15 protein-coding genes and 2 tRNA genes are annotated in these 20597 nt (G+C 42.8%); 5 read left to right on the top strand and 12 right to left on the bottom strand.

Features of this window, described 5'->3' with window-relative positions; translation table 11 throughout:
• Positions 1–137: 137 nt before the first annotated feature.
• A tRNA-Leu gene (locus tag PLE34_RS15770) sits at positions 138–221 on the bottom strand.
• 153 nt (positions 222–374) lie between these two features.
• Here PLE34_RS15770 and PLE34_RS15765 point away from each other — a divergent pair.
• Positions 375–1574: an NAD(P)-dependent oxidoreductase gene (locus tag PLE34_RS15765; RefSeq protein ID WP_324558491.1), complete on the top strand. Its 1200-nt coding sequence runs from the start codon at positions 375–377 to the stop codon at positions 1572–1574.
• Between the two features lie 23 nt (positions 1575–1597).
• Here PLE34_RS15765 and PLE34_RS15760 read toward each other — a convergent pair whose 3' ends face one another.
• The 6 genes from PLE34_RS15760 to PLE34_RS15735 form a co-directional block, all read right to left on the bottom strand.
• On the bottom strand, positions 1598–2311 hold the full coding sequence (locus tag PLE34_RS15760) for a tRNA1(Val) (adenine(37)-N6)-methyltransferase (protein WP_324558490.1): 714 nt from the start codon (positions 2309–2311) through the stop codon (positions 1598–1600).
• Positions 2312–2573: 262 nt separating this feature from the next.
• On the bottom strand, positions 2574–3266 hold the full coding sequence (locus tag PLE34_RS15755) for a LytR/AlgR family response regulator transcription factor (RefSeq protein WP_324558489.1): 693 nt from the start codon (positions 3264–3266) through the stop codon (positions 2574–2576).
• Between the two features lie 262 nt (positions 3267–3528).
• A complete protein-coding gene (locus PLE34_RS15750; RefSeq protein WP_324558487.1) occupies positions 3529–4752 on the bottom strand; it encodes a DUF4407 domain-containing protein in 1224 nt (407 codons plus the stop codon).
• Complete coding sequence (locus PLE34_RS15745) at positions 4691–6205, bottom strand: sensor histidine kinase (RefSeq protein ID WP_324558486.1); 1515 nt, start codon at positions 6203–6205, stop codon at positions 4691–4693. Before PLE34_RS15745 ends, PLE34_RS15750 begins: the two co-directional genes overlap by 62 nt.
• Positions 6206–6394: 189 nt before the next feature.
• Positions 6395–7801 carry a dihydrolipoyl dehydrogenase gene (lpdA, locus tag PLE34_RS15740; protein WP_324558484.1) on the bottom strand — a complete coding sequence of 469 codons (1407 nt, stop codon included), beginning with the start codon at positions 7799–7801 and terminating at the stop codon, positions 6395–6397.
• Positions 7802–7973: 172 nt separating this feature from the next.
• Positions 7974–8045: transfer RNA gene (locus PLE34_RS15735), tRNA-Met, on the bottom strand.
• A 100-nt stretch (positions 8046–8145) separates the two neighbouring features.
• On the opposite strand from PLE34_RS15735, the gene era reads away from it, so the two are divergent.
• The 3 genes from era (at position 8146) to PLE34_RS15720 (ending at position 13292) form a co-directional block, all read left to right on the top strand.
• Positions 8146–9072, top strand: a complete 927-nt coding sequence (era, locus tag PLE34_RS15730) for a GTPase Era (RefSeq protein WP_324558482.1) — start codon at positions 8146–8148, stop codon at positions 9070–9072.
• A 228-nt stretch (positions 9073–9300) separates the two neighbouring features.
• Positions 9301–10614: a ribosome biogenesis GTPase Der gene (gene der / locus PLE34_RS15725; RefSeq protein WP_324558480.1), complete on the top strand. Its 1314-nt coding sequence runs from the start codon at positions 9301–9303 to the stop codon at positions 10612–10614.
• Between the two features lie 368 nt (positions 10615–10982).
• Entirely contained in the window at positions 10983–13292 is a 2310-nt protein-coding gene (locus PLE34_RS15720; protein ID WP_324558478.1) for a T9SS type A sorting domain-containing protein, read from the top strand.
• A gap of 80 nt (positions 13293–13372) precedes the next feature.
• Here PLE34_RS15720 and tsaD read toward each other — a convergent pair whose 3' ends face one another.
• From tsaD to PLE34_RS15695, 5 genes are all read right to left on the bottom strand, one after another.
• Positions 13373–14434, bottom strand: a complete 1062-nt coding sequence (gene tsaD / locus PLE34_RS15715; RefSeq protein WP_324558476.1) for a tRNA (adenosine(37)-N6)-threonylcarbamoyltransferase complex transferase subunit TsaD — start codon at positions 14432–14434, stop codon at positions 13373–13375.
• Between the two features lie 149 nt (positions 14435–14583).
• The gene (locus PLE34_RS15710) at positions 14584–14901 is read right to left on the bottom strand and encodes a hypothetical protein (RefSeq protein WP_324558475.1); all 318 of its coding nucleotides are present in this window, start codon (positions 14899–14901) and stop codon (positions 14584–14586) included.
• A 123-nt stretch (positions 14902–15024) separates the two neighbouring features.
• Positions 15025–16284, bottom strand: a complete 1260-nt coding sequence (locus PLE34_RS15705) for an ABC transporter permease (protein ID WP_324558474.1) — start codon at positions 16282–16284, stop codon at positions 15025–15027.
• Between the two features lie 28 nt (positions 16285–16312).
• Positions 16313–18655, bottom strand: a complete 2343-nt coding sequence (gene topA, locus PLE34_RS15700; protein WP_324558472.1) for a type I DNA topoisomerase — start codon at positions 18653–18655, stop codon at positions 16313–16315.
• Positions 18656–18888: 233 nt separating this feature from the next.
• Positions 18889–19731, bottom strand: a complete 843-nt coding sequence (locus PLE34_RS15695; RefSeq protein ID WP_324558471.1) for an alpha/beta hydrolase — start codon at positions 19729–19731, stop codon at positions 18889–18891.
• Between the two features lie 60 nt (positions 19732–19791).
• Between PLE34_RS15695 and PLE34_RS15690 the strand changes: the two genes are divergently transcribed.
• A complete protein-coding gene (locus PLE34_RS15690) occupies positions 19792–20574 on the top strand; it encodes a Rossmann-like and DUF2520 domain-containing protein (RefSeq protein ID WP_324558469.1) in 783 nt (260 codons plus the stop codon).
• The last annotated feature ends 23 nt before the right edge of the window (positions 20575–20597 follow it).

Genomic DNA, 20597 nt, shown 5'->3' with positions numbered 1-20597 from the left:
CCAAGTAACAACGGGGTAACAGAATTTGTGAAAAAAACATCAAAACAAAGGAAGTGATAAGAAATAACAATACGCTGAAACCCTTTACTGGCAGTGATTTTAGGGCATAAAAAAACCGCATGTAAAATGCGGTTGTGTGCCCGGAACAGGAATCGAACCTGCACATTGTTGCCAATACCAGATTTTGAGTCTGGCGCGTCTACCAATTCCGCCATCCGGGCGACAGACAATTAGAAAATCCTTAAATAAGGGATGCTTTATTAAGGGTTGCAATATTACATATTCCGCTACGAATAGCAATAATTTTTTTACCAATTTTCGTTGTAAGATAAAATTGATAGCATAGCTTCTTTTTACCATTTATATTTACGGGTATGATCAGAATAGGGCTAATAAGAGAAGGCAAGCATCCTGCTGATAACCGGGTGGCTTTAACGCCGGCCCAGTGCAAATGGATACATAAGCATTCGGATAATGTGCGCGTTATCGTACAAAGCGCTTCACTTCGTTGTTTTACCGATAAAGAATACAGGGCCGCAGGCATTGAAGTAAAAGAAGATATGAGCAACTGTGATATATTGTTCGGTATTAAGGAAGTACCTGTTGATATGCTTATCCCCGGTAAAACCTACCTGTTCTTTTCACACACCAAAAAACAGCAGCCACAGAATCAGCAAATGCTCCATGCGGTAATTGAACAAAAAATAACGCTGATAGATTACGAATGCCTTGAGCATGAAGACGGGCAACGGATCATTGGTTTTGGCTTTTTTGCAGGAGTGGTAGGCGCACATAATGGTTTAATGGCCTATGGTAAACGCACAGGATGGTATAACCTGGAAAGGGTTTATAAACAAAGAAGCTTCCGGGAACTCATTCATACCTACTTTGGGTTGCGTATCCCGAATGTAAAGATAGCGGTAACCGGCTCGGGGCGCGTGGCGCATGGCATACTTGAGATCATGAACCTGGTGGGTATTCACGAAGTGGAGCCCGATGAATATTTGAGCCGCCGCTTTGCCTACCCTGTATATACGCAGTTAAAAGGAGCCGGGCTGTACCGGCACAAACGCACGGGCAGCTATAGCCGCATTGATTTCCATGATCACCCGGAGCAGTATACCTGCACTTTTTTGCCGTATGCAGAACAAACAGATATTTTACTGAACGGCGTATACTGGGAGCAAAACATGCCCCGCCTGTTTGAAAAGGAAGCCATCAGTTCCGACAGGTTTATCATACAAACCATTGCCGATATTACGGATGATATCAATGGCTCCGTTCCTGTTAACCTCGGCGACCAAACTATGGAAGACCCGGTATATGGTGTAGACAGGCAAACCTTTACGAAAACGGCACCCTATCTTGAAGACTCGGTTGATATTGTTGCGGTAGGCAACCTGCCCAATGAATTACCGCGTGACGCCTCCCGTTATTTTGGCGAGCAGTTAATAAAATACATACTGGAAGACTTGGTGAAAGGCGGATCGCCGATGATTGAAAGGGCAACCATTACCGATAAAGGAAAACTTACTCCGCCTTATGAATATTTGAAAAACTATGCGGGGCTGTAGGCTGTTGCAGTGAAAAAGCATTTTTATAAATGCAGGTAATAATCTTTCAGCAGGGCTGTAAAAGCGCTGCTATAGTTTCCGTCTTTTTGTTTGATGATGAGTTCCCCGGTTTGCCCCGTATTGATGCTGCTCCGGGTAAAATGTAAAATGCTCCGGAAAAAACCATGCTGCGGTGTTTGTCTCACCAGGAGCTTTTCATGCAAATGAAATCCTTTATCTAAAGCAAGCTGTTCAAATTGTTCTGTGCGATGCCAGGGCAAAAGAATGCCAAAGCTGCCAGATGCAGCCAGGTTTTCATCAATGATTTTTATAAGTATTTCTAATGTTAAACCCGTATCGTGTTTGGCCAGGTTTTTCTTTTCATTGCCCGACTTCAGATCATTTTCATAGAACGGTGGATTGCAGATGATAAAATCATATAACTGCGGGAACGCATAAGTAATGGCATCACCCATAAACGCATTGATCGTATCTTTCCATTTGCTCCGCTCAATATTTTCCGTCATCTGTTTAAAAGACTGCGCATCTTTTTCAATAGCATCAATTTGCGCTTTCACCTTTTGTGCCAGCATCAGGGTCAGTAGTCCTGAGCCCGCGCCAATATCAAGCACTTTGCTTTCCTTTGGTATCTTTCCTGCGAACCATGAGCCCAGTATGCACGCATCGGTACAAACTTTCATAGCGCACTGATCGTGGTGTATAGTAAATTGTTTGAATTGAAAAAAGGGATTGGACATTAGCGGAATTGAAATTTGAAATTTAATACCTGCCCGTCCGGCAGGCGTGGTTGAAATGGCATCTCGCTTCGGATTTTATTTTTGGCTTATAGTTTGTGATTTATGGTTGCAAGTCGCAAGGTACAGGTTACAGGGGCGTCCTCCTTCGGATTTCGGATTTTCTTCTTCGGATTTGGCATTTGAATTTTATTTGGTTCTTGTCATTTGGTTCTTGATGCTTCTCTCCGGATTTCGAATTTTCAACTTCGGGCTTCATCGTCACTCACTTTACGATTTGTTCAATTACAGTACTGTAACCCGGACCTACCGGCAGGCAAATATCATCTATCCGGATATTATATTTATCCATGCGGGTAATTTTATTATTGGCAACAATATAGGAGCGATGAATGCGGGTAAATTGAACAGCAGGAAGCAGGGACTCTACTTCATTCATGGTAAGCCTGGAAAGTATTTTATTTTCAGCAAGAATAAAATGCACATAATTGCCCGCACTCTGCAGGTATACAATATCATCAAAGTTTACCCTGACCTGCTCGTAACCGCTTTTTATAAATACATGATCAGGATTGATTTCCTGAACGGAAGCGGAAGATTTTAACCGGTACAATTCATTGGCCTTATTGGCTGCTTTTAAAAAACGGGCAAGTGAAAATGGCTTTAAAAGATAGTCAACCGCATCCAGTTCGAAGCTTTCCACCGCATGTTCACTGTAGGCGGTAGTAAAAATAATCATGGGTGGCCGGGCAACAGCCTTTAGCCAGTCAATACCACTGATATCGGGCATTTTAATATCTAAGAAAACGAGATCGGTTTTTTGTTGCTGTATATATTCCAGCGCTTCAAAGGCATTGGTGAAGCAGGCCTGTAAGTCTACAAAAGGCACTTTTGCTGAAAGTGATTTAACCACTTCCAGTGCAATGGGTTCATCATCTATGGCGATAGTGTGCAGCATTTAAAAAATGTAAGCCTGAAGATTTAATGTTGCCGTCATCTTCGTTTTGAGTTATTGAATAAAACTACAAAACTTCATCCAACTGTTTGTACAATTTCTCCCTGCTGAGCATAGGATGCTGTAAAGGTGGAAAGAATAATAAATAAGGCTATGATTTGTTTCATAAAATATGATAAGAAGGTAGTGAAATGCCGCAGCAATAGCAGGAGGCTTTGGAAATTCTTTTCTTTTTTAATTCTTAAAGATGAGTTTTCTTCCTGGTTTAATTCCTGCTAAAATACAGCAATTTGCTTTTCAACTGTTCCCAGAACTGCCTTACTTTGCCGGGATTTTGCTTCCATTGATTAAAATAATTTTCAGCCTCTTTCCGGCGGTACGCATCAATTTCAGCCATAACTTCATTTTGTAAATACTTGTCGGAAGCCAGCGCTTTTTCATAAAATTCTTTTTCCACTTCATGAAAAGCAGCTCTTTCATTTTGCCAGGCCAGCTTTTTCTGCAGCACGGCGTCCTGTACTTTTTCTTCGTACAATCCCGAAGGCATCATGAGCTTCGTGAGCAGGGGCATGAGCTCTATCAGCATAATCAGCATGATCACCAGCCGGTAGCGGTATTTTACCGGAGGATGGGCAAGCATCAGATCGTCCAAGGTTTCTATACGGGTAAGAAATCCGTCTGACAAACCTGTTTCAAATTCGCCTATACGTGCCTGTATGTTGTTTTCTATTTTCTTTTCCTGCGCCAGTGCACTGTCTAAAGGCGCCTGCATCGTTCTTTTCCAGACTATCATATCTTCTTCCGCTTTCAGGTAGGCCATTTTCTTTACCCGGGCTATGGTGTATTCGCCAATTTTTCCGGAACCGCCCGTACCGTCGGTTTCACGGATATAAGCATTTTTCAGATCAAGGATCTCCTGTTCCCTGGCTTTTTGTTCATTACGGATACGGTCAATCTCCGCTCTGGCATCCTGCAATGGCAATGCATTTTCCTGGCGTATTTGTTGGGTATATGCCGCTGTTTTCTTTTCTTTTACCACTGGCAGGTGCGCATCCACATCTTTTTTAAAAAGCATTAACACCACGGGTTGCGACAAAAAGAAGCCAATGGTAACGGCAAGCACAAGCCGGACGGATAAAGACAGCCAGCGGTTTTTTCCGCCGTTGCTGTTGATACCGGCAATAAGCCCCCTGTCAATGGTCAGGATCACAAATCCAAAAAAGAGCGCCGCCGGTAAAATAAGGAGGATATCATCAAATAAAGTGGAAAAGAAATAGCCCCAGGCCAAAGTAGCAAATATCCAGGTAGCCATTACCGTATAGCCTATCACGGTATACCGGAACCTGTCTGGCCCGCAATCCTTCATCAGCCGTGCATCGGCGGCGGCCATCCACCACAGTACTTTATCCCATGAAGATACTTCGGCGTTATAACCGGATGGTGAGGTGGATGAAGAATTCGGTGTTTGTTGATCTGATATGTAGTTCATGCTGATGGGGGTATAAAAGTGATAAACGCTGCTTTACATTTTCCAGTCCTATGCCGGAACGGTTCTTTTCGGGATCATCTTCTTTTGGAAGATGAACGCTGTTATAAACATCGAAATAAAGATTTTCAGTATCACACGATATGTTAATTTTTATCCACGATCTTTCCTTCAGGCTGATGCCATGCTTAAAAGCGTTTTCAACAAAAGGAATGAGCAGCATGGGAGCGATGTAATGCCGGCAATCTTTATCCTTTATAGTAAGGTCTATGGCTATATCAGGCGATGTAAGCGTGCGGAGCCGCTGCAGGTCAATATAATTTGTTAAATAATTGATCTCCTTATCCAGAGGTATCTTTTCTTCCTGGTTCTCCTGCAGCATAAACCGCATCATGTCTCCTAATTTCTGCACGCCTTCCGCCGTACGGTCGGCATTTTCCTGCAGGGCAGTGCCGTAAATGGTATTGAGCACGTTAAATAAAAAATGAGGATTGATTTGGGAACGCAGGAAATCTATATCGGCGCTTTTTTGAGAAACCGTTTGCTTAAGGAACTGTATCTCTTTTAATTTTTCTTTTTGCTGATCAAAATAGAAGCGTGCCAGCAACCAGGTAACCCATAGCAGGCCTACAATAAAAAAGACAACGGAAAAAAATACACCTTCATTTCCGGCTGCGCCGGAAAGCTTAACGAACAGTACAAACAATGGAATGCCAAAAACAATAATAATAAGCAAAGAGGGAAGTAATAATTTTCTTTTTTTGGCGTGTACTGCAAACCGGGGTAAAAAAAAATAAACCCATAAAAAGAAAAGGGCAATATAGAAGGGCAGCAACAACAGAACAAACCCGGGAACCCATCGAAAAATATATTCCCTGAAAATTAAAGTAAAGCCAAGCAGCATTATCCACGACCAACCTGTTATTATAACTTCAGTAAATATTTTTTTATATACAGGCTTGTCTTTTAATGCTTCCTTATGCAACCACACTGCCAGCATTTTGCACAGGTAATAGGCGGCAAACAACAGGAAAATTAGCAGGGTTTGTCCGAATGATTCTTTCATTACCTGCATATCGGCTCCTCTTTTTGTATCGTATATGGCATAGAGGGCGTAACGGAGCCAGGTATTGCAGATCAATGCTGCCAGGAATACCAGCACAAATGATATAAAAAGGGAAGCGGCAACAGCGGGATAGTTACTTTTCCCTATTTGACGGGGAAGTATTTTAAAATTCAGTGCAAAAAGAACAACTGCAACCACTACTACGAGCGTAAGCTGCGGTATGAGATAATACTTGTAATAATCAAAAACAAGATGATAGCGGATAGCTTCCTGCCCGTACTTATGTAGTAAAGCGCCGGAGGAAAGGCTAACGCTTTCAAACGCTTTTACAAACATATAAAGGAGGAGAATGATCACTGCTCCCCAGGGCTCTAATTTCTTTATTTGCATAACCGGTAAGTTTATGCAATAGTAAAGCAGATAAGCTATGCTATTATTAAAATGTGATGAAAGCGGGGTTTGATGTGACGAAACGCAAAGATGCGGTCTGCCCCCCTTACGCCGGGTACCGGCCGCATCTTCTCCTTACCAACTTACCACTTACTACCTACTACTTACTACTTACTACTTACCACTCATTTATATATCTATCGCTTCTCCGTAAGCGGCTGCGGTAGCTTCTTTAATACCCTCGCTCATGGTAGGATGCGGGTGGGAAGCGTTAAGTATTTCGTGATAGGTGGTTTCTAATTTACGGGCAACCGATACTTCGGCAATGATCTCTGTTACATTATAGCCGATCAGGTGTGCGCCCAGGAATTCACCGTATTTGGCATCATAAATTACCTTAACAAAACCATCCGTGGCGCCTGCAGCGCTTGCTTTGCCGGAGGCTATAAACGGAAACTTTCCTATCTTAAGCTCATAACCGGCATCTTTTGCCGCTTTTTCGGTATAACCGATAGAGGCAATTTCCGGTGTGCAATAGGTACAGCCTGGGATATTGTTGTAATCCACTGTTTCGGGCAGGTGCGGGTATTTCTTTTCGTTATATCCCATGTGTTCGGCGGCCACAATTCCTTCTTTGCCGGCAACATGCGCCAGTGCCTGACCGGGACTGCAATCGCCAATAGCATAAATGCCCGCTACATTGGTTTGCTGGTATTTATCTACCGTAACTTTTCCTTTCTCTGTTTTAATACCCAACTGTTCAAGTCCTATGTTCTCAATATTAGCTACAATGCCTGCAGCGCTCAGTATAATATCTGCCTCGAGGGTAATTTCGCCATTAGCGGTTTTTACTTTGGCTTTTACTCCGCTGCCGCTGGTATCTGCGCTGGTTACCTCACTACCGGTATAAACCGTTATGCCCTGCTTTTTGAATTGCTTTTCCAGTTCCTTTGAAATTTCTTCATCTTCTACCGGCACAATCCTGGGTAAAAACTCAACAATAGTTACCTTGGTGCCGATCGAATTATAGAAATAAGCGAACTCCACACCTATGGCGCCGCTGCCTACAACGATCATGCTTTTAGGTTGTTGGGCCAATACCATGGCTTCGCGGTAACCAATTATTTTTTTACCGTCAATAGGCAGGCTGGGTAACGGGCGCGAACGTGCCCCTGTGGCTATCACAATATATTTTCCTTCCACCAACTGTGTTTTCCCGTCAGCGGCGGTTACCTCAATTTGTCCTTTTGCCTTAAGCTTACCATATCCCATGATCACATCAATCTTATTCTTCCGCATTAAAAACTGTACGCCTTTGCTCATTTTATCGGCTACGCCGCGGCTGCGTTTAATAACGGCCTCAAAATTATGTTTAACATCTGTAGCTTCCAGCCCGTAATCTTTACTATGCTTCATAGATTCATATACCTGCGCGCTTTTCAGCAGCGCTTTGGTAGGTATGCATCCCCAGTTGAGGCAAATGCCGCCCAAACTTTCTTTTTCAATGATCGCTACCTTAAATCCCAACTGTGAAGCCCGGATCGCCGCCGGGTATCCGCCGGGGCCGCTGCCTAAAACAATTACATCGTATGCCATAACAGAATTATGTATTTGGTAAAGAATGAGATCCAGGCAGAAAACGGAGTCGCCCTTTTGATACCTGAATTGAGCTGCGAAAATACTTGCAAAACGGCAAACCACAAAAAGGCATGAAACTTCACAGGTATATAAAGAAAAAGCGCCACCTTTTACAGTGACGCTTCTGTTGTTGCGAGGGGAAGGATCGAACTTCCGACCTTCGGGTTATGAGCCCGACGAGCTACCGCTGCTCTACCTCGCGATATTAAGGTAATAAAATTTCTGAACTGCTATCCCTGCATACTGTTAAAATCTCATTTCACTCATCCGCTTCAGTATTAAGGAGGCGCAAAGGTAGGTGTATGTATTTAATCAGCCAAACAATTTTTGTTTCTGTTACCTTTGCAGGAATTTTTATGCTGATGAAAGTTGGATTTGTAAATATCTTTGGTAAACCCAATGCCGGCAAAAGCACTTTGCTCAACGCACTCATAGGAGAGAAGCTGGCTATTGTGTCGCCTAAAGTACAAACCACCCGCCATCGCATCAAAGGTTTTTTAAACAGCGAAAACTACCAGGTTATTTTTTCCGATACACCGGGCATTATAGAACCCCGGTATAAATTGCATGAAAAAATGATGCATTCGGTAAAAAACAGCCTGGAAGATGCAGATCTTGCATTGCTTTTGGTTGACGTAAATGAGAATCTTGAAGAAGCAGACAGCATTTTTTCAGGACTCAGGTTAAAAGTTCCCGCTTTTGTGGTGCTGAATAAGATTGACCGTGTGCAGCAAGACAAGATAAAGCAGGTATCGGATTTTTTTAATGCAAAAGCATATTGTAAAAAAACGATCGCTATTTCGGCGCTTAAAAAAATTAATACAGACGGGTTGCTCCATGACATACTGGAGTTTTTGCCGGAAGGAGAGCCCTTTTACGATGGAGATGACCTGACGGACCTGCCTACCCGTTTTTTTGTGGGCGAAATGATACGTGAAAAAATATTTGATCTCTTCCAGGATGAAATTCCTTATCATACTGCCGTAGTGGTAAGGGAATTTAAGGAAAAGATCAGCTTAATTAAAATAACGGCAGAGATTATTGTTCACCGGGAATCGCAGAAAGCTATTATTCTGGGAGAAAAAGGAAAAATGATCCGGCAAATCGGAACAACAGCCCGGCAGGATATAGAAAAATTTCTGGACAGTAAAGTGTTCCTCGAATTATTTGTTAAAGTACGTCCCAAATGGAGAGACAATGATATACATTTAAAGGAATACGGGTACTGATATGGGATATAAGGTAGTGAGGTATAGGGTATAGGGTGTAAGGTATAAGGTATAAGGTATAAGGAGTGAGGTATGAAGTAGAGATGGGAAATAACTTTCACCTTAAGATTTATAGCGATAAAGATAAGGAAGATGGGATGGATATAAGGAGATGTTTACCCTATACCTTTCACCCTACACCTTCTACCATACTCGTTAAACCCTCCAGCTTAAACCAATTAAAAAAGTATGAGTTTTACAGTAGCTATAACAGGAAGACCGAACGTTGGCAAAAGCACTTTCTTTAACCGGATGCTTGAGGAACGCAAGGCCATAGTAGATAACATCAGCGGCGTTACCCGCGACCGGCAGTATGGCGTGGCGGAATGGAACGGGAAAAGCTTTAATCTTATTGATACAGGCGGCTTTGTGCCCGGCAGCGCCGATATTTTTGAAACGGAGATCCGCAAGCAGGTAGGCATTGCCATTAATGAAGCCAATGCTGTTATATTCATGTGCGATGCTGCTACCGGTATTACCGCGCTCGATGAAGCCATGGCTGATATGTTGCGGCAGTCGGAAAAACCGGTATTTCTGGTGGTAAACAAAGTAGATAATCCCGAGCGTATGCTGGATGCCACCGAGTTTTACAGCATGGGCTTTGATCGTATTCACTTTCTTTCCAGCATCAGCGGCAGCGGTACGGGAGAATTGTTAGACGACCTGGTAAAGCTGATCCCGGATACGGATGATGATGCAGCAGGAGAAAAAGATGCACTGCCTAAGTTTGCCATTATCGGCCAGCCCAATGTAGGCAAATCATCGCTGCTGAATGCGCTGGTTGGCGAAGAGCGAACAATAGTAAGTGATATAGCCGGCACCACAAGAGATACGATTCATACGCACTATAATTTATTTCAGAAAGAATTTATATTAATTGATACCGCCGGTATACGCCGAAAAAATAAGGTAGAAGAAGACCTTGAATTTTATTCCGTAATAAGGGCTGTAAAGGCGCTGGATGAAGCAGACGTATGCCTGTTACTGTTAGATGCCGGCAAAGGCATTACCGCGCAGGATATCAATATTTTTTCTTTAGCCGTGCGGAAAGGAAAAGGCATTGTATTGCTGGTGAATAAATGGGACCTGATGGAGAAAGCAACACATACGGCCAGGGATTATGAAAAAGAATTAAAGAACCGTTTAGCTCCCTTTACCGATGTGCCGGTATTATTCATTTCCGTAAAAGATAAGCTCCGCATTTTTAAAGTAATTGAAACCGCTTTGCAGGTATATGAAAACCGCCGGCGTAAGGTACCTACTTCCAAACTCAATGAAGTAATGCTTAAAGCGGTGGCTGCTTACCGTGCGCCGGTAGTGAGAGGTAATTCCGTAAAAATAAAATATGTAACACAACTGCCTACTGTTGTACCCAGCTTCGCTTTTTTCTGTAATTACCCCGATGATATCAAACAGCCTTACAAAAATTACTTAGAAAATCAACTAAGGGCGAATTTTGATTTTAAAGGCGTACCGGTGCGGGTGTTTTTCAGGAAGAAATAGATTTCTTTTTCGTAATTAAATTATTGGTGTCGGTACAAAACGTAATAATTATACATAAGCAGTGTTTTCTCTAAGCTTTATAAATCCCAATGACAGGATTATTAAAAATAATTCTCTATATTTATATTTTATTACTCTTATCTTTTAAACTCCAGTTCCCATTCACGTGAAATCCTACCTGTAGCAATTCCATTGCTTTGCGTTAGTGTATTGTGCATAATTGACCTGAATTATTTTATAATTTTATAATCCTGCCTTTTTAACCGGACGGTATCAAGTTTACTATTTGTAATTACTGAACCGGTTAGCATACATGCCCATATAGAATATTATCCGAAGCACTTTTATAACCATACTAAATAATTCCCATGAATAAAACGCTACTCTTTGTTTTTGCCTTATACCTGTTTTCTGCAAAAAATTTTGCACAGGTAAATGTTCAGGACAGCACAGCACTTGTGGATTTATACAACAGTACCGATGGCGCAAACTGGATTGATAACGGCAACTGGCTTACTACCGCACCTTTGAATACCTGGTATGGTATAACGGTTGAAGATGGCCGGGTTACAGAGGTTTATCTGTTTGATAATCATCTCGTTGGAAGCCTTCCTTCTTCTTTTGAAAATCTTACCGCACTTATCACTATCTATATGGGCGGCAATCAACTCTCGGGTGTCATTCCGGCAGGCATAGGCAATTTTCCCGACTTAGAAAGTCTGGAATTGGGTGTTAACCAGTTAACCGGCCCAATACCATCTACCTTCGGAAATTCACCCAAATTAAAATGGTTGATCTTAGAACGCAATAAGCTTACCGGAGAAATTCCTGCAAGTCTCACGAAAACAAAGATTTACGATTACATTGATTTACGAGACAACCAATTGAGTGGTAAAATACCGCAGGGTTTTGGAGATGTTTTTACATATGGGTTTGACGTGGCCAAAAATCAATTGAGCGGACCTCTGCCGGACGACTTTGGAAATCTTACAACTGCTTTTCTGAATATTGAGCACAATCAACTAAGTGGCGATCTGCCAGCCTCATTCGGTGCAAACTTTGGGCAAGTATATATGGATCACAACCAGTTTACGTTTGAAGGTATCGAATCATTGATAGCCGCTTTTCCCGAAAAAGTGTGGGATTATGACGTTCAAAAGACCTTACCCATCACCAATAACAACCCCGTGCTTTCGGTAACCGCAGGCGGCACATTGGGCAATAATACCTATACCTGGTATAAAGACAATGGGGATGCGCCTTACCAGGCCAAAAACGCAGACTCTACCCTTACCTTAGCTGAAACAGGTACTTACTGGGCCGTTATCAATAATAGCATTGCAACCGCTTTAACCCTTTATACGGATACCATCACGATTGCAGATATTTTAACTATGTTGGAAAGAGACAGTCTTGCTCTTGTTGATTTATACAACAGTACCGATGGCGCAAACTGGACTAACAACAGCAACTGGCTTACCACCGCTCCTTTAAATACATGGTATGGTGTAACAGTAACAAATGAGCGGGTTACGGATATTCTTTTGCCGTTTAATAATTTAAACGGAACCCTTCCCAATTCTTTGGGTAACCTTACAGGTCTGGTCAATTTGCAACTGAACAACAACCAACTGCAGAATGAGATTCCTGCTTCTTTGGGATCTATTGTATCACTCAATATAATAATACTCTCTCACAATCAGCTCTCCGGTGAACTACCCGACACATGGGTACAAACAAATATTGAGGCTTTTGATTTTTCACACAATCAACTGGGCGGACCTGTTCCCCCCAATGTATGTTCGGTAAATGGCTATTTCCTTTTTCTGAACAACAACCAGTTTACTTTTGAAGGGATGGAGTGTATTGCAAGCCTTGATCCGGACCCCAATGAATTGAATGAAGTGTATTATGATACACAGAAAACACTCTCCATCACCAATAACAATAATGCAACACTTTCAGTAACTGCAGGCGGCACATTAAGTAATAATACCTATACATGGTATAAGGACAATGACGATGCGCCTTACCAGGTTATATCCGGCGACTCCACCATACAGTTAACACAACCGGGAACGTATTGGGTGGTGGTTACTAACAGCATAGCTACCGGGCTTACCCTGAATAGTGAAACGATTGAAATAGCAAGTGTGCTGCCTCTTACCTGGCTCAACTTTACTGCATCCAATTGCTCTGATAACGTGTGCCTGCAATGGCAAACGGCACATGAGCAGCATACTGCTCATTTTGAAATAGAACGAAGCGTTGACGGTAAAAACTTCATGCAGCTCTCGAAAATTGCCTCACAAAACATACCCGGCAGGCACACATATAGTGCAACAGATCATTCACCAGCATATGGTACTAATTATTACCGCATCAAACAGGTTGATCTGGACGGAAGATATTCCTATAGTGACATTATAAGTGTGAAGGTGATGAACGCCGGAAAATTAGCTGTCAGGCCAAATCCCGCTAATACCTATATTATACTTAACGGTATTGACAAAGCTGAAAGCGTAATCCTGTATAGCATCAGCGGGCAAATGGTACGCCGGTGGCAACATGTAACTGCTAACCAGCAACTTTATATTTCAGACCTGAAAAAGGGGATGTACATTCTAAAAGTATTACATCATAACAGTGAAGTTGTACAAAAGATAATCAAACAATAAAGCTATACGTTTTAAAAAGGCCGGTGATGTATGATTCACCGGCTTTATTATTACAAGACCGAAGGGTTCATCAGGCGCCATCACCATTCTGCCCTTGCATTTGCGGTTACAGAAAGCTCAGCAAAATCTTTTGCCAGGTATTTATAATACCCCGTAATGGCAATCATGGCGGCATTATCAGTGCAGTATTCAAATGCAGGAATGAAGGTATTCCATTGCTGCTTTTCTCCCGTCTCTTTAAAAGCTTTGCGCAAGCCGCTGTTGGCGGATACGCCCCCGGCCAAACAAATATTTTTAACACCCGTTGTAATAGCTGCCTTTTTAAGCTTATTCAGTAAAATGGAAACGATACGGGCCTGTATGGAAGCGCAGATATCTGCAAGATTATCATCAATAAATGCCTTCCTTTCGGCTTCCGTAGCTGAAAATGTTTCTTTAAAAACATAGCTCTTGCCTGCGTTTTGCAAAAAATACAGGATGGCTGTTTTAACGCCGCTGAAGCTAAAATTGAGTGCGGGTATCTGCGGCTCCGGAAACGAGAATCTTCGGGGATCGCCGTCTTTTGCATACAGATCAATCAGGGGACCGCCGGGATAGGGGAGCCCTAACAATTTGGCCGATTTATCAAAGGCTTCCCCGGCCGCGTCATCTATAGTTTCGCCGATGACTTCCATTTGCAGGGGCGATTTGCACAGAACGATCTGTGTATGTCCGCCGCTTACCGTTAAGCATAAAAACGGAAAGGAAGGTTTGGGGTCATCAATTAAATTGGAAAGCACATGCGCCTGCATATGGTGTACAGCGATGAGGGGTATGTTTAATGACAGCGCCAGCGATTTGGCAAACTGCGACCCTACCAGCAACGAACCGATCAAACCCGGCGACCGGGTAAATGCAATAGCATCAATAGCCTGCAATGCATGCCCTGCTTTTTGTATTGCTCCATCCACAACCGGCACTATGTTTTGCATATGCGCCCTTGAAGCCAGTTCGGGTACTACACCGCCATATTGTTCGTGTATCTTTTGTGAAGCGATAAGGTTGGAAAGTATCCTGCCATCAACACAAACGCTTGCTGAAGTTTCATCGCAGGATGATTCAATAGCCAGAATGGAAATGCCGCCGGTTCCTTTTTTTTGCATGTGCAAAAATAACGGATTATACAACTATTAAGGGGTTGCTCAAAAACTAAGAAGCTTACGAAAACGATCATAAAAAAACAATACCGCCACAAAACCTTTTCCTTTGTGTTCCTGTGGCTTTGTGGAAAAAAACAACGAAACCCGCTGGTTTATTGAGGGTGATAGCTTACTGACTTTATATTAACCGGAACGGAAGCGTTCACCGGCACATATTTTGAAGAATCTACATTATAACAAATGGTAACTTTTTGCCCGGCAGCCAATATAATATCTTCATTCATGGAAGAGGGATGTAATATTTTATCCTGGTCTGTAATTACGCCCAGGTAGCTTCCCGTTGAATCCGTAATGAGCGCTATGGTGCCGGAGGCCTGGTTATTACAAACGAAATCATCTTTTTCTTTCGAAAAGATAAATAACAGAAAAGAAGTAATGCCAAGGGACACTACGTATAAAAATTTTATCATAGGATAATTTTAAGGTTGTTTTAAAATGGTCCTGTTCTGATAACGAAAAAAAAGTGCTCGTAGTATACTAAAAGCGTATACTATCCCCGGGTGGCTGAATGACAGAGACTAATGTATAAAGGATTATTTAGACCGTATAGCTACTACCGGATCCATGCGGGCGGCAATGGTAGCCGGTATTATTCCTGCTAAAAGTCCGATAGCGATGCAAATGCTTATGGCGAGGACCAGTATATTATAGGAAATATAAACATTAAAATTAAGGGGGCCGCTTAAAAGCTGGGCCATCAAAAACACCAGTACCAGCCCTATTGCGCCTCCTACAAAACAGATAAAAGCCGACTCTAATAAAAACTCCGATAAGATTGTCCTGCTTTTGGCGCCGATAGCTTTCTTTAAACCTATTATTGGTGTTCTTTCTCTAACCGTTACAAACATGATATTGGCAATACCAAAAGCGCCCACCACCAGGCTCAGCAGCCCTATAAGCCAGCCACCCAGCTTAACGTTCGCAAATAAGCTGGTAATGGCATCACTAAAATCACTTACCGCGTTTAAGGAAAAATCGTCTTCTGTTCCGGGACTTAAGCGGTGCACAGCCCTTAAAGTTCCCCGGAGTTCATCTCTAAATGCTTCCGTAGTTACATTGGGTTTTCCCTGCGCCATAATTTTAGGGCTGGAGTAGCGTTCTTCAAAGATGGTTCTGAAGAAACGGTAAGATAAAATAACACAATCATCAAAATTCCAGCCACTTACCAGCAGGCTTTTGCCCTGCTTTTTAATTATCCCTACAACGTTTATTCTTTTGTTTTTTATAGTTATTGTTTTACCCAGCGCCCTTTCAGCAGCACCGAAAAGCTTAGCGGCATTTTCATAACCCATTACAGCGTTTGCCGATCCTCTTTCCATATCTGATAAGGTGAGATAACGCCCATACTGGATTTCAAAAGGCTGAATGGCATTAAATTCTTCTGTTACGCCATACAAAGCAACATTTTGAATCATGTCTTTATCATGAATTACATTCTGTCCCTGAACCTGGAGCGTAAAAGCCATATTGTCTATGGCATCGGTTTTAGCGCGTATGAAACGCATTTCGTCGTATTTGGGCGAAGGGCGTTTTACATATTTCCACCAGGGGTATTCGCCATCCCCGCCCCCGGAATAATCCCATTTATCAATATAGATCGTATTAGAGCCTAAGCTGTTGATGCCTTCCTTAATATTTCTTTCAAGGCTGTCAACCGTAGTTAGAACGCCGATAATACAAAAAATGCCAATGGTTACTCCAAATAAGGAAAGGAAAGTACGCAGTTTATTGTTCCTTAATTCCTGCCAGGCTAACCGGAAACTGGCAGCTAATATCTGGAGTGTTTTAAGCATATATCAAAAGTAATCACATTAGCCCGAATTATGCCTTTTTCTTCCTTGGCGCTTTTTTGGGTGGATTAGCCTTAAGCGTTTCTATGGTTTGAAGCGCTTCCTCTATGGTTATATCCGCCGCCTTTTCCTGTTGTTCTTTGCTGAGCTTATAATTACGTAATCCCTGCTTGAGGTAAGGTCCGTAAGGTCCGCGCAAAACCTGTATTTTCTCCTTTTCAAAAACTTTGATCGTCCTTTCTTCCTTCGCTTTTCTTTTTTCAACAATGATAGGGGTAGCTTCTTCGAGCGTTATGCTGTAGGGATCGAATTCTTTGCTTAAGGAATAGAATTTTTTATCGTGGGCTATATAGGGCCCGAACTTTCCGATACTAACCGTTACATCCGTGTCTTCAAACTGGCCAATGTTGCGCGGCAGCCTAAAAAGATCCATGGCTTCTTCCAGCGATATGGTTTCGATGCTTTGGGTAGTTTTTAATTTGGCAAACCGCGGCTTTTCTTCATCTTCTGTGCTGCCGATCTGCACCATAGGGCCATACCTTCCCATACGGGCAATTACGGGCTTTCCGCTTGCGGCATCTGTTCCCAGCTCTCTTTCGCCTTTAATACGCTCGGCCGTTTCAATGGTGTTGTCCACATCCTTTTTAAAAGGGATGTAAAAATCTTCCAGCATTTTGTTCCACTTCATTTTTCCCTGTGCCACTTCATCAAATTCCCCCTCGATCCTGGCTGTAAAACCGTAATCCATTATATCGTCAAAATACTGTTTCAAAAAATCAGTAACCACAAGCCCGAGGTCGGTTGGAAAAAGTTTGGACTTTTCCGCTCCCGTTGTTTCCTGCTCTGTAAGCTTAGTTATTTTATCCGCTTTCAGCAGCATGATCCGGTAATCTCTTTTAATGCCTTCTTTATCTCTTTTCTCTACATACCCGCGTTTTAAAATGGTAGAGATCGTGGGAGCGTAGGTAGAAGGACGGCCAATACCCAGCTCTTCTAATTTTTTTACCAGTGAAGCTTCGGTAAAGCGGGGCGCCGGCCTTGAAAACCGCTCAACAGCCTTCATTTCCTTAAATTCCAATTGCTGATTTATTTCAAGTGGCGGCAGCATACCTTCCGTAGTTTCTTCCTCATTGATGTCTTCTTCATCCCTGTCTTCGCGGTATACTTTTAAAAACCCTTCAAACTTCAGCACTTCTCCCTGTGCCGTAAGGTCTTCTTTATTGGTGGAGATACTGATCTTTGCTATGGTTTTTTCCAGTTCCGCATCCGCCATTTGGCTTGCCATGGTACGTTTCCATATCAGCTCATACAGCTTACGGCAATCTGTATCTTCAACGCTAAGCGTTTCCATAGCCGTAGGACGAATAGCCTCGTGCGCTTCCTGCGCCGATTCATTTTTGTTTTTAAATTTACGTACCTGCAAATAGGCGTTGCCAAACTGCGATTTAATTTTAGCCGAGATATCGTTTACAGCGGTTTCACTGAGGTTTACGCTGTCGGTACGCATATAGCTGATATGCCCGTTTTCATATAACTTCTGAGCCAGCAACATGGTGCGACTTACCGAGTAGCCCAATTTCCGGGAAGCTTCCTGCTGTAATGTTGAAGTAGTAAAAGGAGCGGCAGGAGATTTTTTCCCCGGCTTTACCTGTATATCCCTTACCGTATATTGAGCTCCAACACAGGTTTGCAAAAAGCTTACCGCATCGTCCGCCGCAGAATAGCGGTTGCCTTCTGCTTTAAAAGTTACGGGCTTATTGCTGATATCTTTCGCGGCAAATAAAGCTTCTACCCTGAAAGTGCTTACACTTTTAAATGCGTTGATCTCCCGTTCGCGCTCAGCTATTAAACGTACCGCCACACTTTGTACCCGCCCTGCGCTCAGGTTATTACGCATGCTCATCTTACGCCAGAGCACCGGCGACAATTCAAATCCCACGATCCGGTCTAATATACGGCGCGCCTGCTGGGCGTGCACCAGGTTCATATCTAACGTACGCGGCGATTTAACGGCCGCCTGGATAGCGGGTTTGGTTATTTCGTGAAAAACGATCCGTTTAGTTGTTGCAGGATCCAGCCCCAGCACTTCACATAAATGCCAGCTTATGGCTTCACCTTCGCGGTCCTCATCCGTTGCCAGCCATACTTCGCCGCTTTTTTTTGCCAGGCCCTTCAGCTCTTTCACCACTTTCTCTTTTTCCTCCGGAACAATATAGCGCGGCTGAAATTGATTATTAATATCAATCCCCATATCATTTTTCTCCAGGTCGCGTATATGCCCGTAACAACTTTTCACCTCAAAATCTTCACCGAGGATCTTTTCTATGGTTTTTGCCTTTGCCGGTGACTCTACTATCAATAAATTTTTTGCCATGGTATTGCTTAAACTCGATGATTAAAAGAAAATTGTACATGTTACTACAGATGTACATCTATTAAAGCACAAAAGCCATCTGGTAAAAGCATCTCTTTCACTGCTAACCATTTGTTTTTAAACACTAAATCAGGATTTTATACAACAAATGGCAGTTCTTTACCAACAGGTTTTTCTTTATTAAACTGATGCAATATTAAAGTAAACCATTAAAAAACAAAAAAAACCATCATTTATAAAAAGTGAAGGATGTGGTTTAGCGTATGCTTATCACGGTATATTTTGCGATGACCCAACCCGCTGGAAATGATGAATTGAATGTTGGAATGCCGGTCATTTTTAACTTTTTCTGCATCCCGGTAAGGTGTTATATCATCCTGGTCGTCATGCAGCCATAGTATACGGGCATTTATATTTTGCACGGCCCGCCGTATAGAAAGCTCTTCGGGCGATACCCCTGTTTTGTCCCTCGCCAGCCTGTCAAATGCCGCTCTTAGGTTTCCGTTCAGGTGCAATAAATGAAAAAAACCGTTTATAGCAGTAGTGGTTTCTGTTGCGGGAGCGATCAGCACCACCCTGGTTTGTTCATCGTGCGCAACAGTTTCAAGCAGGTGTGCAATAGCCAGCCCGCCGAAGGAATGTGCTATATAAGCATTGAAAGGCCCGTATTCGCTTACTATGTATTGCAGCGTTTGTACATATACCGGCAGGGTAATCTCTCTTCCGTCGCTTCGGCCGTGGCCAGGGGCGTCAAATGCAATAATTTCATATCCTTTATTTATTAAAGGTTGGACAAAGCCGTCAAAATTTCCTGCAGCAGATTCAAAACCATGCGCTATCAGTATTTTTTTTGGTGAAGGATGATTCCACCTGTACCCGTGAATAGCCAGGTTGTTCATATTGAAAGAGATCAGTTCGGCCTTTTTTATAATAGCAGATGGTGTTTGCTGAGTGCTCCTGCGCGGCGTACAAAATAAAGTGAAGGCTTTTTGAGCCGCTTTTTGCGGTGAAACGAGCGCAGTAAGCTGTAAACGGATTCTCAGGTAGGTAAATACAATTTTGCGGGAAAGCTTCATGATGTGCGAATATCCATAACAAACAACAAAATTAAAGGAGTTTAGCGCTAATTTGCAACAATGAAAATTGTAATGGTAGGAACCGGTAACGCAGCCAATGTGTTGGGACGTAAAATCATACAGTCCGGACATCATATCATACAGGTTGCGGGCCGTAACCCGGCTCATGCCGAAACCTTAGGTGTATTGTTGCATGCACAGGCTTTTGGTAATTTTTCTGATATTACCGGTGATGCTGATCTGTATATTGTAGCGGTTTCCGACTCCGCACTGGCAGGTATACACAACTGGCTGCCGGTAATAAAACAAGGTATTGTTGTACATACGGCGGGTGCTGTTAGTAAACTGGTACTAAAAACAGTGGCAGGAAGCTATGGCGTTTTATATCCTTTGCAAAGCCTGCGAAGCGACAACAGTGCAATTCCGGAGATACCCTTTTTAATAGATGCGGATTCACCGGACACGCTGCAGCACATCCGGTCTTTTGCTGCTTCGCTCTCCGGGAAAGTGGCGTATGCGGATGATGTTACAAGAATGAAACTGCATGCAGGAGCGGTTATGGTTAACAATTTTCCTAATTACCTGTATACGCTTACCCAGGATTTCTGCACAAAAGAAAACATAGACTTTTCGCTGTTGATGCCACTGCTGTATGAAACGGTTCACAGGCTGGAGCAGTATCCTGCGGGGCTGATGCAAACCGGACCGGCGATGCGGAACGACCAGGATACCATAGCAAAGCACCTGTCTGTGCTGGAGCCTTACCCCGGGCTTGCAAAAATATACCTGGAATTATCCGTTAGCATTACGGACTATTATGACCGATTGAGATTTGAAATTTGAGATTTCAAATCTCAAATTTCAAA

It is taken from the genome of Agriterribacter sp. (assembly GCF_035445465.1).
GTDB lineage: Bacteria > Bacteroidota > Bacteroidia > Chitinophagales > Chitinophagaceae > Agriterribacter.
Note: the sequence above shows the minus strand (reverse complement) of the source record. Positions and strands in the feature narration are given on the sequence as shown.

Bases quoted from the DNA above. Each gene is read 5' to 3' on its own strand.
- PLE34_RS15765 (WP_324558491.1), top strand. From the start codon at position 375: ATGATCAGAATAGGGCTAATAAGAGAAGGCAAGCATCCTGCTGATAAC.
- PLE34_RS15760 (WP_324558490.1), bottom strand. From the start codon at position 2,311: ATGTCCAATCCCTTTTTTCAATTCAAACAATTTACTATACACCACGAT.
- PLE34_RS15755 (WP_324558489.1), bottom strand. From the start codon at position 3,266: ATGCTGCACACTATCGCCATAGATGATGAACCCATTGCACTGGAAGTG.
- PLE34_RS15750 (WP_324558487.1), bottom strand. From the start codon at position 4,752: ATGAACTACATATCAGATCAACAAACACCGAATTCTTCATCCACCTCA.
- PLE34_RS15745 (WP_324558486.1), bottom strand. From the start codon at position 6,205: ATGCAAATAAAGAAATTAGAGCCCTGGGGAGCAGTGATCATTCTCCTC.
- lpdA (WP_324558484.1), bottom strand. From the start codon at position 7,801: ATGGCATACGATGTAATTGTTTTAGGCAGCGGCCCCGGCGGATACCCG.
- era (WP_324558482.1), top strand. From the start codon at position 8,146: ATGTATTTAATCAGCCAAACAATTTTTGTTTCTGTTACCTTTGCAGGA.
- der (WP_324558480.1), top strand. From the start codon at position 9,301: ATGAGTTTTACAGTAGCTATAACAGGAAGACCGAACGTTGGCAAAAGC.
- PLE34_RS15720 (WP_324558478.1), top strand. From the start codon at position 10,983: ATGAATAAAACGCTACTCTTTGTTTTTGCCTTATACCTGTTTTCTGCA.
- tsaD (WP_324558476.1), bottom strand. From the start codon at position 14,434: ATGCAAAAAAAAGGAACCGGCGGCATTTCCATTCTGGCTATTGAATCA.
- PLE34_RS15710 (WP_324558475.1), bottom strand. From the start codon at position 14,901: ATGATAAAATTTTTATACGTAGTGTCCCTTGGCATTACTTCTTTTCTG.
- PLE34_RS15705 (WP_324558474.1), bottom strand. From the start codon at position 16,284: ATGCTTAAAACACTCCAGATATTAGCTGCCAGTTTCCGGTTAGCCTGG.
- topA (WP_324558472.1), bottom strand. From the start codon at position 18,655: ATGGCAAAAAATTTATTGATAGTAGAGTCACCGGCAAAGGCAAAAACC.
- PLE34_RS15695 (WP_324558471.1), bottom strand. From the start codon at position 19,731: ATGAAGCTTTCCCGCAAAATTGTATTTACCTACCTGAGAATCCGTTTA.
- PLE34_RS15690 (WP_324558469.1), top strand. From the start codon at position 19,792: ATGAAAATTGTAATGGTAGGAACCGGTAACGCAGCCAATGTGTTGGGA.